The organism is Chitinophaga sp. CF418 (assembly GCF_900142925.1).
Taxonomy (GTDB): Bacteria; Bacteroidota; Bacteroidia; order Chitinophagales; family Chitinophagaceae; genus Chitinophaga.
The window spans coordinates 184,785-200,334 of the sequence record NZ_FRCN01000003.1 but is presented as its reverse complement, the minus strand read 5'-3'; the positions used below and the strand labels follow the sequence as shown (position 1 = coordinate 200,334).

At 42.8% G+C, this 15,550-nt stretch carries 9 protein-coding genes; 3 read left to right on the top strand and 6 right to left on the bottom strand.

The genetic code is table 11. The annotated features are described in order from the left end of the window. Positions 1–46: 46 nt before the first annotated feature. Both F3I09_RS08500 and F3I09_RS08495 read left to right on the top strand, forming a co-directional pair. Positions 47–2,671 carry a TonB-dependent receptor gene (locus F3I09_RS08500; RefSeq protein ID WP_149694610.1) on the top strand — a complete coding sequence of 875 codons (2,625 nt, stop codon included), beginning with the start codon at positions 47–49 and terminating at the stop codon, positions 2,669–2,671. Between the two features lie 2 nt (positions 2,672–2,673). Continuing rightward, the gene (locus F3I09_RS08495; protein ID WP_149694609.1) at positions 2,674–3,546 is read left to right on the top strand and encodes a DUF4249 domain-containing protein; all 873 of its coding nucleotides are present in this window, start codon (positions 2,674–2,676) and stop codon (positions 3,544–3,546) included. Between the two features lie 73 nt (positions 3,547–3,619). Here the strand turns inward: F3I09_RS08495 and F3I09_RS08490 are convergent, their stop codons facing one another. Beyond that, positions 3,620–4,261, bottom strand: coding sequence for an NAD(P)-dependent oxidoreductase (locus tag F3I09_RS08490; RefSeq protein ID WP_149694608.1), 642 nt, complete (start codon positions 4,259–4,261; stop codon positions 3,620–3,622). A 127-nt stretch (positions 4,262–4,388) separates the two neighbouring features. Then, complete coding sequence (locus tag F3I09_RS08485) at positions 4,389–5,066, bottom strand: DNA alkylation repair protein (protein ID WP_149694607.1); 678 nt, start codon at positions 5,064–5,066, stop codon at positions 4,389–4,391. Between the two features lie 550 nt (positions 5,067–5,616). On the opposite strand from F3I09_RS08485, the gene F3I09_RS08480 reads away from it, so the two are divergent. Further along, positions 5,617–6,141, top strand: a complete 525-nt coding sequence (locus tag F3I09_RS08480) for a hypothetical protein (protein ID WP_149694606.1) — start codon at positions 5,617–5,619, stop codon at positions 6,139–6,141. Positions 6,142–6,788: 647 nt separating this feature from the next. Here F3I09_RS08480 and F3I09_RS08475 read toward each other — a convergent pair. The 4 genes from F3I09_RS08475 to F3I09_RS08460 form a co-directional block, all read right to left on the bottom strand. Continuing rightward, positions 6,789–7,406, bottom strand: coding sequence for a DUF6602 domain-containing protein (locus F3I09_RS08475; RefSeq protein WP_149694605.1), 618 nt, complete (start codon positions 7,404–7,406; stop codon positions 6,789–6,791). A 10-nt stretch (positions 7,407–7,416) separates the two neighbouring features. After that, positions 7,417–9,120: a hypothetical protein gene (locus F3I09_RS08470; RefSeq protein ID WP_149694604.1), complete on the bottom strand. Its 1,704-nt coding sequence runs from the start codon at positions 9,118–9,120 to the stop codon at positions 7,417–7,419. A gap of 1,102 nt (positions 9,121–10,222) precedes the next feature. Further along, positions 10,223–11,533: a hypothetical protein gene (locus tag F3I09_RS08465; protein ID WP_149694603.1), complete on the bottom strand. Its 1,311-nt coding sequence runs from the start codon at positions 11,531–11,533 to the stop codon at positions 10,223–10,225. 127 nt (positions 11,534–11,660) lie between these two features. After that, positions 11,661–15,482: a YecA family protein gene (locus F3I09_RS08460; protein WP_149694602.1), complete on the bottom strand. Its 3,822-nt coding sequence runs from the start codon at positions 15,480–15,482 to the stop codon at positions 11,661–11,663. Positions 15,483–15,550: the final 68 nt, after the last annotated feature.

Genomic DNA, 15,550 nt, shown 5'->3' with positions numbered 1-15,550 from the left:
GGCTGCGATGGCGGCAGGGAAACCTATGCTCTTACAAAAAATAACTATGCGGCATTTTATAATTGTCTATTTACTACTTGCGTGGTTGCCCGTCAATGCGCAGGAGGCCAGCCACAAAATAAGTATCAATATTCCGGCAGGCACGCTGGAGGCTACGCTGAAGTTACTGGAACAGAAAAGCCGTATGCCCATATCTTACGAGCTTACCCGTGTAAGAGGGATACAGGTGAAAGCGCATCTATACATAGATACACCGTTAGAAGCAATTCTGAAGGACATCCTGAAAGGTACACCACTGGATTATAAGCAGAAAGGCGGTAATATCCTGATCATATCACGACCTGCGAGTGTCAAAACATTGAGTGGTTTTGTCGAAGACGCAGCGAGCGGAGAAAAACTGATCGGTGTATCCCTTGTTGCAACGCAACATCAATCCGGTACTACTACTAACAACTATGGTTTTTATAGTCTGACTGTACCTGCTGATTCATTACATCTGCAGATATCCTATATCGGCTATCATAAGTTGGATACCGTGATTAGTATGAATGACAATCCACGCATTAATTTCAGATTACGAACAGGCAGCGCACAACTGGGAGAGTTCATCGTGAGCGGAGCAAGAACAACGCGTATTCAGGAATCATCGCAGATGAGCAGTATCAGTTTGCCAGCTGCGCAGGTCCGCTCGCTACCGCGCTTGTTGGGCGAGCCGGATCTGCTGAAAGCACTGCAGATGATGCCCGGTGTGAAACAAGGTACGGAGGGATCCAGTGCCTTGCTGATTAGAGGAGGGACGCCAGATCAGAATCTTATATTGCTGGATGGTGCGCCATTGTATCATCCCATGCATCTGTTGGGCATATTCTCGACGTTCAATACCAGTGTGCTGAAAGATGTAACCTTATACAAGGGAGCTTTTCCGGCACGTTACGGTGGAAGGTTGTCCTCGGTGGTGGATATCTCAACGAAGGACGGCAATATGTATGAACACCATGGAGACTTTTCAGTGGGGCTTCTTTCCACGCAGTTAACACTGGAAGGTCCGATACAAAAAGGTAAAACATCCTATGTGATATCCGGACGTCGTTCTTATCCTGATCTGATAGCCACACCGTTCGTAAAAAGTTCACAGGAAGATCTGCAGAAATTCAGCCTTTTTTTCTATGACCTGAACGCTAAGGTACATCATCAGTTCTCCGCTAAAGACAAACTTTACCTGAGCTTTTACATGGGCAAAGACAGGCTTCGTATACGCGATAAAAACTTTGCTGATAGTGAGACGCCAACAGGTAACTATAATTTATCAGACCTGGCGATACAATGGGGGAACATTACCGGTACCCTGCGCTGGACGCATATCATCTCTCCGAAGTTGTTTGCTAATACCATGTTGATAGGCAGTAGCTATAAATTCAATACGGGTATTTATACAGAAGATAAATATAACGCTGATGCCAGCAGCAACACGCTGAAGTTAAATTCCGGTATACGCGACTATGGCGTAAAAACAGATGTTGATTACCGGCCTATGCCTGCACATGCCATAAAGTTGGGCGCGGCCTATATGTATCGTGTATTTACACCGGGTATTGTTCGTCTGAAACAGACCACCGGCGATGACACAATACTGGATTCGATTAATAATAACCGTAATATTCGCGCATCCGAAATGGACCTTTATGTAGAAGATGACTGGGAAATCACCCCTCGACTGAAACTAAATGCAGGATTACACTGGAGTGCATTCACCGTACAGAAGCATTTTTATAATTCCCTGCAACCTCGTGCCAGCATGCGATTTCTGTTACCCGAAGATTGGGGATTAAAGGCATCTTATACCCACATGACGCAATACATTCATCTGTTAGCTAATAATTCAATTTCATTACCAACAGATCTCTGGGTACCGGCAACCAAAAAAGTAGCTCCTCAGCAGGCTGACCAGTTTGCACTGGGGATCGCACGCAACCTGTTTAAGAATAAATATGAATTCTCCGCGGAAGTCTATTACAAGAAAATGTACAAAGTGGCGGAATACAAAGACGGCGCGGAATATCTCACAACCAGTAAAGGAGACACCTGGCAAGAGCAGATTGCCTCCGGCATTGGCAGATCTTATGGCTTGGAATTATTACTACAGAAGAAGACAGGACGGCTTACAGGTTGGCTGGGATATACCTGGGCTGTCTCTGACCGTAATATACCGGGAGTGAATTATGGTCATACTTTTTATTATAAATATGATCGCCGGCACGATTTCCATCTCGTGACAATCTACAAACTAAGAAAGAACATCGAACTTTCCGGCAGCTGGACTTATCAATCTGCTTCTCCTTTCACAGTTCCGGTGGCGCGTTACGAAGGGACGGATGGGCCTTTATCGCCGAATAACCCCAATTATTGGCTTCCGGACGTGGACTATATCAATAACCGAAATAATGTGAGGATCGCCGCTTATCACCGTCTTGATCTGGGTATCAACTTTATCAGACAGAAAAAGAATGGAAATGTACGTACCTGGAATATCAGTGTGCTGAACGCGTATAACAGAATGAATCCGTTTTTCTACTACGTAACAGAATATTCGGATAATAGTGCAAAAGTCCGACTTAATGGTATCGTCTTATTGCCAATCATGCCCAGTTTTTCTTACAGTTTAAAATTCTAAGTATGCAGATAAAAGCTTTACTTCTACTGTTATTTATACCCATCATCAGCGCTTGTGAGAAACCTTTTAATATACTCATTCCGGAAGAGGCCAATAAACCGGTATTGAACCTACTCATGAATAAAGATAGTGTAATGATCGCGCGCGTCACCTTATCAAGACGATTGGATGAGACACAGGGAATTAAGGAGATAAATGATGCTGTTGTTAATCTGTATGAGAACGGCAATTTTAAAGAAACACTCAATCCTTACATTCAATCAGGACGCACTTATTACCGTGGCAATACTTTACCTAAAGCCGGTGCTGTATACCGGGTATCAGCTGCGGTTCCGGGATACGAGGAAGTCTCGGGGAGTGATCAGATTCCGGATACGGCGGCAATCGGTGAAATGAAGATGACCGTCACAAAGATTGACGAGTGGAGAAGTAAGATGGCTATTAACATTCAGCTGCATGATGATCCGGCGGTACAAAACTATTATCGTATAAGATTGTACGAGGTGCTTGAATGGACGGATGGCAATGGAAATCCCGGTCGTATGAAACTGCAGCAATATTTTGAGTCAGGTGAAGCTGGTCTGCCAATATTAGAGGACGATACGCAGAGGGAATTCTATACAACTGATGCTTTATTTAATGGCCGTAGTCCCGTGTTTGTATTGAGAGCTGATATATATAACGATCCCAAGAGCATGATCCTGGAAATAAGCTCGCTTACTTATCATAGCTATAACTATCTGAACAGCGCTTACCTGGCATGGCAGAAAAATGATGATGGCTTGTCAGAGAAGGTGATTGTGTATAATAATATCGTAAATGGATTCGGCATTGTTGGTGGTGTAGCGCAGCGGGAGTATGAGTTGCGGAAATAGTTGATGTCACTACTATAGCGTTACTTAAAGCATAAACAAAGAAAGGGTGCGGACACCCTTTCTTTGTTTTATATTAGCTTACATTAGCCAGGAATGGTGCCGCCCTGTAGAAGGTCTTGTCACTAAGCTGTCCTGCCAGAAAGGTAGCCAGGCTGGGCGCGCTGATCTTATTGGAAGGGCAGTCGGTCAGACTAGTAACTATACTGGGTGTTTCATCTGTCAGTTCAATAAGTGGCAGACGGATAAGCGTCCAGTCTAACCGGGAGTTTTCCAATAGTTCGTATTCTGTTTGTTTATCGCTGGTAGTGCTGGGATAATGAGTATACATCCAATCCGTCGCTTGTGTTACCCAGGGACTCTTTTGATCTGCTAATGTATTCACGCTAAGTCCTGTAGTGATGATATAGCGGTGAATGCCCTCTTCGTGCATTGTCTGGATCACATTGGCGGTGGCTACGCTAAATATAGGCAGTTCATTGCCTCGTTGTCCGATGGTGCTGATAACGGCATCTGCGCCTGTCACAAGCGCTTTGACGGACGCCAGATCTCTTGCATCCCCTTGTATAACCGTGATTTTGGGATCATTCAGATGAGTATGTGGATGATCGCGGACAATTACGCGTATGGCAAAGCTTTGCTGGAGAAGTTGTTTGATAAGATATTGGCCGGATTTACCGGTACCGCCGATTACGGCGATAGTCGTTTGTGTTTTCATGAAACTTGTTGATGTTTTGACAAAGGATTACTGGCCTACTGTAGCAGAAGGCAAAAATGGCCGGAGTGGCCAGGGTGCTATATGATCAACAAGTGCGTTTAATAGGCTAAAGGTAGAGAAATATTGATTACCGCCCTTTCTTACGGGAAGGTTTGAGAGAGGTTAGTTCTCTTAAAGCATCTCCCGCTATCCATTTAGCAGTTTTGCTATCCTGCAATAAAATACGTTCTGCACATTGTATGGCTAAGGGCAGCAATGTTTCGTTGCGCTTGCCAATTTGCCGTAATGCCCAGTTAACAGCCTTCTTTACAAAGTTGCGGCTGTCCCATGCCTCGCGTTCTATAATTGGGAAGAATTGAATAAAGGTCATGTCACCGGTTTTTTTATCATGTACTGCTAATTCGGCCATCAGTACAAAACCGGCGCGTTTAGTAAATTCTTTTTCATGCCTGCTAAACTCCAAAGCTTTTTCTATTGCGTAGGGGGTACGGTCAAACAGGTTACCGCATGTCTGGTCGCATACGTCCCAGCTTGTAAAATCTTTTGTCCAGCTGTCAATTAATTGAGGCGTAACCAGCTTTGGGTCGGCAATCAATGATGCAAGGATACGTGCCTCATGTATACGGGTATCCCATAGTTGAAGAGCCAATTCATGTTCCTTTCCCATTAGTTTGGCCAGTTTCCTCACCTCGGGTATTTTAACGCCCAATGCTTTTTCATTATCAATACCGAAGCGCAGCATACCTGTGTGATATCTGGTATCTGCTTTTTCTTTAAGGAGGTCTATTATTTCGGTAATGTCCATAAGTTTAGCGTCAGTTGCATCAGATGTAAAAATAAGCGCTCTACCGGGAACCGCCTGATATTGATAAAGAATTTATGTCATTAACCCAAATAAAAGCCACAGACACGTACTGCCGTTATCTTACAATAATCGGGTTCAATAGCGACTTGCTTCCATTTAATAATTTAACCAACTTCGAAAATTTGGCTTCAACATAAGTCGTTTTGGCTACTTAAAGTATCTTACTCATGCTGAAATTTGTAATAAATTTGAGTATGAAAATAGTAGTTACAGATTCTTTAGGGAACATCAGCAAGCGACTTACAAGGGAACTGATTTCTACAATTGTATAGCCGAAAGTATGCCCCTAATGAAGACACGCCAATGTCTCATCTGGAATTTTCGTTGAAATATGATAATTTGAATCTTCCTTTTTTAAGGAAGGTATTTGATAACATTGTGGTCGAAGAGTTAGCAAGATCTATTGAGTAACAGATCAGGAAAAAGAAACGATGCAGTCAGAATATCGAAAAATATTTGAACTGGAGTAATCACTATAAAAAGAAATAGAATGCCTGTCATTATCCATGCAGTACAAAAGTTGCTGAATACATCAAGACTGGAAGCGGTACAATATATTTCAGAACCTGATAAAGGACAGCTTTTGCATAGCTGGTATGCCCGGCTGATAAGGACTGGATTTTCAGGTAAACTTTTGATAATGTATGTACATGAACCATCATTATTAACGGTTATTTGCAAGGGGAAGACAATAGGAAAGACATGGGATGAATTTGTAGGACGGCTGCCCGGTTTACTACAAAGAATAGGGTTCTCTAAGGATCTGATTCAAGCTGAGATGAGTTTAATGGATAATTACGTAGTAGCAAAGACAAGTAGTAAAGCAATGCTTGGTCATATGAATGATATGGTTGTAATGTTAGAATATCAATGTGAGCAATACCCGTCATACGAAAGCATTTCGGAGGAGGAATTGCAGAATAACATGACGCAGTACTTGTATGGTACACGGAATAAAGGCGCTCGTTATATGACATCAGTGGGTTATTGGAAGGAGCTTTTAGCGGGCAGGTGAGAGGATCTGATTATAATGCCATAACGCATACAAACAAAAACGCCGGAGATATTATCAGGCAAAGGAATTGTTGCCTGATAAGAAGGACCTTTCCGCTTTTGTGCCCACTAGTGGTAGATTATCGAACCAAATGATGTTGATAATAAATAGGTTGTGTAAATGGATTTCAATAAATGACCCCGGTTATTATTCTTCCCTGTCCAATGATGGTGGGCAGTCGCCGTGTTGAACGTAATACGTCAGTGCCTGTTCTGCGAGTGCCAGGCACACATATCTTTTTGGAAAAACCGCCTGCCTGTCCGTCGGTTATGAGGCAGATTCCTTCTTCATCGGAAGCCCACTGCATTTTATGACTTGTTCCGAGTTGAATATGGAATGATTGCCGAACATTGGGAGGTAGTGCAGGAAGTTCCAGCAAAAGAAGATTGGAAAAACAACAATGGTAAATTCTAACGAACAAAACAACTACCACTAACATCGGTTTTCCAATATGGGAGGACTATTCAAGGAATGTGTAAGTTTTCAAAATTGTCTTTCAAGATTAAGTTCTTTATCTGTTGCATACCAAACGAAATTATTTTTTTCAACAGACTTGTTGGATAACGTATCAGTTAGATTTGAGATAAAAAAAGAGAATGATAAATCCTCTATGTTGTAAAGTGAATGTGGATTTTCATCATCATTCCACAGCTTGATAAACCAATTCTGTTTAAAGAAACATGATTGACTTTAAATTTCTCATAATCAGTACTTCCAATAAAAGGTTCGTTACCCGCCTTGTAGTTAATAACAAATCGATCAACGTTTAAGCTGTCAAATCCTTCATATGAAAATATTCCGTTAAAGAATTTTTGACTCTTATCTTCCTTACCTGAAAAAATAAACTGCCCATTTTCGTTCGCCTGTAGAAGAATATCTCTAACACCTTGATTTTGCAGATTCGCTTTTATTTCTATGATTCCGCGTACCGCATCAGGAGTGAGTATTACAAAATCTCCTTCCTTAAACAAAACAGGACTTGCGTCATCATAAATAATCAGGTCTATTTGTCTGGAAGAAAGATGTTCTCCTCTATTTTCTGTCTGTTTAATGACAAACCCATTTGCTATGGTAAACTTTTCTGGAAGAAATCTTCGAATTACATTTTTTAAAACAGCTTCTTTGTATCTTCCATCCTCTCCCCAATGGTTAATAAGATTTCTAACTTTATTGGTTAATGCTAAGAGTTCCTTTGATGTTGTTTTATGGTATTCTATTAGGCTCATATTTTATGTATTATTGTGGTGAAGTTTCATTATTGTAAATAAGCCGTTCGTATAAGGAACGTCGATCTTTATTTTGAGTTATTGGGGAAATATTTAAAGTTTCTGTTGTTACTTTTAAAGTATGCTTTGAAGTAATGTTGTATTCAATGGCAAACGGCTTTTCCGACTTCAGAAACAGATAGGTAGGTAGAAAAACCGATTGATGAGGATTTAGCTGCCGGAATGTATATTTAAGCACAGTAAATCCTGGCCGATCGGTAAATAATTTATTATCAAATATACTTTCGGCTGCACGTTTAAATACGGATTTCATATACTTCAACTCAGGCCTGAAGTAATGAAGGCTGGTCGATGGCATCTTCATATAGGTAAAAGGCAATGTATCAGGGTATTCAGATACCACGCTGTTAGAAGGCTGCACGAGACTTTTAAAGAGAAAATCATTGTCCATCAAACTTTCTAGTACATCCTCATCCTCTGGTATGTAGAGATTTTCAGCCGTTAAAACCTGTATATTGTTCGGTATTTTAATCTCCAGTTTGATATCTTCGTCAAAGGAACCCATATTTCGGATGGCGACTGGTAGGGCAAAAAAACTTTCTATGCAATTAATACATTTAACAAGTTCATCAATTTCTTTCAACCGAAAATAAAGTTTGCGCAAATATTCATTTTTTTTCTTTTCATCTTCTGTACCCTCGTAGCTGTTACCGTTAGTTAGCATAGTGGTAAGAGTAGGAATAGTCCAATTGAGCTCACCAACATTAAAAAAGTCTGGTGGTGGTTCAATATCAAAATACAATTTAAGCCTTGTAGATACAAAATCTTTCTGATCCTTGTCAAATTCAGCCGGCCGGGTTCTCTCTTTCATTAAGTTTATCGGGAAGGGGGAAGCATCCGGTAGTGGGATGTCCGTTTTTCTTGCCGGAAGCTCATAAGAAATCGCATCCTGAAAGGCGGCAAACACTTCCTTAATACCTTTGTGAAAATAGGAGATCTTGAAAAGGTCCAAAATAAGTGGGGTGCAAGAAAATGTATTTTCCCAAGTCCCGTTCGATGTATAACATGAAAGTAATAAATTCCTTGAATGTGTATAGGCTCCAAATTCTCGCTGATAGTTGCTTTTTGCCCAGTCTATCATCAATTCGGCTACTGCAGTTCTATGAATCCTCTTTTCAAATATACTGAACTGAAAAAATTGATAGATAAGCCCTCCTGCAATAAGCTGATGGGAGCTATGGGGAAGTTGGAAGTTTTCACCTGACAAAAATCTTGAAACTTCATTAGTGATCACGGCTTCCATAAAGTCCGGTTTAAAGGGAATTATCTCAGCAGATATTTTTGAAAGATTATCATCTAATAACTGGCTTCCTGTGCTAAAGCCCTTTTGCTTCTTAGTAATATCATTTATAAACGATTCCACACCTGTAGCAATAGTACCAACAAGTATTAGCTGGTATTCATTAGATGTTGGAACATCATTTATTATTCCTTCTATCCATCGTATAATTTCTGGTTTACCAAAGTTTGTGGTAGAAGACTTCACCTGTTGGCAAACCAGGCTTTCATCTACACCGGTCCATATTATATCAACCTTGTCTTCCGGTGTTGAGGGTTCAATGGATACATATTCCCAACTATCATCACTTAGTGCTTTGATAACACTAATGATAGTCTGAAAAACGTACCCACGCAGGCTGTCTTTTCCGCTCATAATTGAGGTCTTATGGTATTAGTAATTGATCTAAATATAAGAATTTTTCAACTTGTACCGCTGTACATCTACATTAGAGCATTTACCTTTATAGACGTTGATCTCCTGCAGGTGTTGGAAGACCTAACCCCAGTGTTGTCGTGTCTTCTGACCGACAACTAAAGGGGAACATAGGCAGAAGATAAAGTCGAAGGCTGAAACGTTAAAAAATACAAACTAGTTGGTATTAAATCGAGGAAGTACGGGAAAAATATTTCTGAAATGGAGTTGTTGGTAGATTCTGTCACAAGTTGGTTGAATATGTTGGATGTACTGCTTTTCACTCTCGATTACTAGGACAAGTTTTGTCTACGGCTAACCAATTGGACTGACTTTTTTATTGTTAATAAAGTCAATTTGAAGTGAGATTCCGGTGTCAATAAGTACTAATATATTAGTATACTTATTGACACCGTTACTTTATAACATCAGTACAAATTCATATATCATATAAGAATGCAAGTATTCGATATTACATGTAATAAAAGAGATAGATGAGAATCCGGATTCGAACATATTGAGTCATGATTATAAATGACTTATAAAATGGTTACAAATACTGTTAAACAAAAAATCCGCTGCTAGAGCGAATTTTTTGTTTTAGTGCCCAGTACCGGATCGTTTTCGATTGCGCTGTGCAAAGTCCGTGAGGTGGGGATTTATAAATGAAACACCTCGAAATTACCCGGCAGGAAAATAATCCTGCCCGACAAGGTCTAGTCCACCACCGGAAGCGAGTCTTGCGTAGTCATTAGAGATGATGGCACGAAGCGCTTACAGCGACTTCTGAAGGTATGCTATTGAGCCTCGAAACTGTCCTGAACGTTGAAGCTTTAATAGCTCGATATATTAAAGCAATATCAAACCTACGTTATTGACGAGTGGGGGCGATTCGACCGGGGTCTGAGAACATATCAAAGGCAGACAGGGGTAATTCGGGAACACAGGAGAGCCTAACGTCTCCAACCCAAAAATGGTTTATGATGGATTGACCGAACAAGAATAATCCGGGCTTGCAAGGTATATATCGCCAGCCTCCGTTCAGCAGGCAAATTATCAATTCTTAGGGAATTACATAAATCTGTTGCTGTCCTAAATAGAAGTTCTTTTGATCTAACCCATAGTAGTTCCAAAGTACTGCCAAAGGACAAAGACGCTTGTCCCGCGAACGCTCCCATGGTTTGGTACGACATCTTTCGTCAACAAGGTCGATGGGTTCAGAATCTTTGCACATGTCCAGGAGTTTACAACGGTATGTGGCGGCTGGTGTTAGGAGCATATCATGAATCTGGTCTAAAGCCTTAAGCTTTTGTGGATGGATGTCTGCTGCGGTAATACCTAATCCCTGAGGGGCTATCAAATACCGCTTGCCAACAATATTGATGGTGTGGGGACCTCCGAGGTTCATTACCATATCGACTAACCCTTCTTTAAATAAATCACCACTTCTATATACGTCAAGTATAAATCTATAATGATTGTCTCTGAGATCTGCTGCCCGATAAACGATGTTTTCAAACCATTTTTTGGTGGGTTCCAAAAAAGGGCTGTTAAACAGCGTTTGAATCCTGTTCATCAAACCATCTCTGGCTGACTCCAATTGCTTATCTATCCTCCAGCCTCGTTTAGCATAAGACACCCGTGCAAAATCAATGAGCTGTTCCGCGGTCACCGGTGGCGCGCTGGTGGCGGCCATCTCCTCCAAAATGGTAAAGAAGGCCCAACCCGGCGCCGGATGCATTAACGCGATGTCACAGAGCACTAACAACAGTTCATTATCATCTGCTACAGGTGGAAATATGTGTTGAGCGAGCTCTTTTGCTGACAGATATGGCCATTTTGCAGGGGTTGCCATATCGAAAAACTTTGATTCAATGAGATAGGCCATGGATTCAGCTATGGCCGTTTCTCCGAAGATGTAGTCGACTGCAGATAAAGTGGGATGCTGCAGTTTAAGCACAATATGTCGCATGTACTCCACTTGAAAGGTGGCATCTAGTAGCGGATCTTTTCGTCGTTCTACGCTATCGATAGTATAATCCTGCGAATCTCGTTCAAGCACCTCTCGAAAGCCGCTTCCTTCCAAGCTGCGCAGCAGGATGTTATTGTTCATCTCATGTTGTATAACTGCCCCAGTTAAAGGCAGGTCAATGTCAAGGCCGGATTGCTGGATATGATTAATGATTTGGACAATACGGTCAAACTTGTTCCAGGTCCTGAGCAGACCAAAATTGGTTGTAAGATTTTGTAAAAAATGTACGTATTCGTGTCCGTATAGGGCTTGTACTTCCGGTCTCATCTTCAGTACATCATCGAGATCATCCACGGTTGGGATATTCACTTCAAAAAATGAGGGCAAATAAGTTGCTGTCATAAATGTATCAAGTTTTAATTCTTGTAAAAGGATACCGTACTAAGTCGATTCAACAAAACTGTGATCCTGCGGCTTTGCGTGGTACAACAACGGCTCAAAGCTGCTGCATCTACTTCCACTTCAGTGATCATCTTGTCCTTGCGCCCTTTAGGTACCCTATCCCGTATTTGCGAAGAACGGCGAAGGACAAAATATCCATGGGAATGGTTCTTCCTTTTAGATAGGTCAGTGCCATTTCATCGGCTGTCATTACGAGGGATTTAATCTGATAGTCGGCCGGGTTTTCCACGAAAGCCCCCAATGCTGTTTGGTTCGCAACTAACCATTCATGGCGCCTGACATGTTTATAAACTAGGGCCTTTTTATCGTCGGGTTTACGACCCAGGTATTCATCAAGTTCCTGCTTAATCTCCAGTATATTTTTGGCGCCAGTTATATTTTTACATTCGACGGGATAGATGATCTTTTCAACGTCATCAATCACTAACACATCGATGTCGCCAAAGGATTTATCACATCCCAGGTGTTTGGGCGTTATCTCATGGTCAATCACCCGCAGGCCGGGCTGCTGTTTAAACCAGGCAGCCGCCTGGTTTCTAAAGGGTTTACCTTTTGCATGCTGAATAGTACCTAGCCAGGTGTCAAGCGCTCCCCCTTTAACAAATTGGGGGTATTGGCCGGTGTAAAGCAAAAACTCCATGTTTCGCATGGAGGCAACTAGGTGCCTAAATCCAAACAGGTATACACTCTCGCCCTCCTTTTGCACAGTCACAAATGGCCGGCGCAGATATCCTAGGCGGCGGTTATAGCGCCATGTGAACACGTCTTGTTGGGTGTAATCCCCGTCAGTTGGCGGCAGCATGATTAGCGACCTGGGAACCATAGTTAACAGTGTTAACATGGCAACGATCTCTTCTTCGTTAAATGGTATAGGGACCTGCGCTTTTGCCAGTATTTCCCGGATCTGCGTGCCCGTAACTGCTGTGCAGCTTACCTGCTGCTCGAATCCGCGAAACGCCAAAATATGCACCATTAAATTCAGTCTGGAAAATGCAACACACAACTCCTGTTCAAAAGCCTGATCAAGGGCTTCCTGATGTGCTTTGGTAACATAGCTCTGCTCCCGTTGGGCTGTTGCCGGCGAGTAATTATAGGTGAACTGCTCAGCGTATCCGAAGAGCTCAGCTTCCGTTTTAGCGACAGCATAAGGACGCAGGCATTCAGCTTCAAAATCTTTACTTGTACCAATCCTCCCTGAAGGAAGGAGGCCTATCTCCGGCTCATAGATCCCCAAATACATCGCTTCATTTGTCGCCCCCCACTCAGTCAGCTGGTTGGTAAAGGCCAGCAACATATCTACATCATCCATATTCGGCTGCTTTTTGCCCTGCGGTTGCAACACACTCACAAACTCAATCAGTGTACGAACGGCATGGGAAGTAGTGGTTAAGTCGGCCTCTTCGTCCAGTATGCGATCTATCTCTGTTTGGTAGTCACTAAAGCATGCAATTTTTGCCGGCACCTGTATCTCTTTAAATTCTTTATTGCGTATGCATCTTTCGTTCAGTTTGATGAGCCATTCCAGTAGCGTAGTGCCATCGTATTCATTGATATGGTGGGCAAGCATAGCGGCAAGCCCATCTACAATTTCGTTGACGAGTTCCTTTTTCTCTGCCAGAGGCCCCACTTTTGCCGGGACTATCCTCCCTACTGGCAGATAGCTTACCAGGTTGTCCAGGACCCAGCTGATATCCGGGTTACTCAGGTACTGCATCCTGGGAAGATTCGCCACATCAAAGCAGGGATTATCCATAGGGTCTAACAGCAACAGCATTTTGGCATGAGCAGGCTGGAGGGCATGGTCAACCAGCGCCGTCATATCTGCTGCTGAAAATAGTGGTTCCTGCCCGTGTGTTTGTATATAGGTCTGGAGTCCCTCCAGGGCATAGTACATGAGAAGCCTATCAGCGCGATTATCTGCTTCCTTTATCAGGTGCAAAAACGCATATGGAATTGTTAGCTGAATACCTTCCTGTATCTGCTGATAGTCAACTTTTATCTGCGACTGATCCACTGCTTCGTATACATAGCGTGTTCTCTCCACAGCCGGGTCTATAGCCACCATAATTTCGACGCTGGGTAGTGTAGGTACATTTAACAACTGTTGCAGTGCTCCTCGCATTTTATGTAGCCAGAAGGCGATGGCTTCTGCCACCTGTTCACCGAATTCGGTTTGCGATACATCTATGATCCAGACAGGTATAGGAAAATCCTCAATGACGATGCTTAAACGTTCGGAATGTTCCCTGTCGACATATATAGGAGCATAAGTTCGGTAACGAATCACTTTGGCAAATGCCAGGTTGCTATCATAACGAATTGGGACAGCATGAGCGTCGATCTGTCTATGTACAGTTCTTTTGTAGTCGCCGCTAATGCCCGGCGGTAGGACCATCATTCCGCCTAGCGGTCTTTCATCGTTGACTGGCAGCAGACTACCTTTGTTATACAGGTAAATCTCAAAAGCATCCAGGACTCCATCGGTCATAAACATACGGGTAACTCCTCTGGTACGCAGAAAGCATTCAGCAAACTTATACAGTGTCAGCATATTGGTGCCTTTCGAATAGGCAATAGCCTCCAGTTCAGATAGCGTTAGCCCTATTGAATAGCCTTCTGTGGCAGGCGCTGCCCAATAGCTACCTGGTGTAATTTCACCGCGAATGAATAGGCAGAAAACCTCCTTACCGACGCATGCAGGTTGTTCGTTCAGGTGAGCCTTCACCTGCGAGACTCGGGCCACATGTGTCACAGGCGCAGGTTGCCGCCGGCCGGATATTGAAAAATCATTTCCTTCAACAGATTTTGGCACATCATCCTCCACAAAACATATATAGGCAAGTTTATTGACATCAAAGGCAAATATCTGTTCTTTCGTACCTGCAATGGCGCCTTCCACCGGCAGTCTAAGAGCCAAGGACCGCCAGCCAGTATGAAGAAGCGCTCTGGCAGCTAGATCCAACTGCCGTATATTCATTATGCGTGCCAATTCCGCTGCGCACTGGTGCTTAGTCGCATGTCGAAACACAAAGTCGGTAAGGGCAGGTACAACCCCTCCCGGATTAACAAGTACGATGTACACCCCATCCACTAGCAGTGGCTTGGTAGCCAGTAGTCGGGCGGCGATTTCATCATCCTGCAAATCCGGCTCTTGCCCGCTTATAATAAACTCCTGCAATACTTCATAGTTCAAGCCTGTCTTCTCACAGTAAGCAGCCAGTAGTGCCAACTTTGTTCGCATGGCCTTTACCATTTGATTCAGCAGGTCAAAATCCGGCACAAGAATATGATCCAAGTCGTTTTCCTCAAATAGATTACGCTCTATTTTCAGACGTTTGGCAGCGGAGTTACTTAATGATAACAGAAGGTGGGATGCGCTCCTGACGTCAGAAACAAATTCTTCAGGCAGGCGATGCTCCATTGTAAAGATGGCTTCCATCAGCTGATTTAATAGTCCGGTAAGGTCTCCATATTGCCCAGGGAATACAATGGCGTTACCTTCACTATACACCACATTATCAGAAAAAGTACCCGTAAGAGGATCTTCCATATATCCATATTCTTCAAAAGCTTCTACAGCTTCTTTAAATTCTTGGTAAACAGGCATCGGCCTAGTCAGCCTGGTATTTCTGGATGCCAGCACTTTACCCAACAGGTACTCCAGTCGCACATTTCTTTCATGATTTCGTATGTATAGTTGCAAGGCGCCGATCAAACAGGTCAATACAGTAGTATCATAGCGCCCAATAAGACCATCGATGATTGATGATGTGCCTACAGTAGCTGCTACTGGCGGTAGGCCTTCATATATGCCACTTTCCAGGTGACAATGTTTATATTTTTTGCCACTGCCGCAGGGGCAGCGATCATTACGGCCAATTTTACTCATACGGTTTTGTTTGAATTTGGGCCTCCGATGATATATGACCACCAGTATCACGCGGCTTTATCACTAGG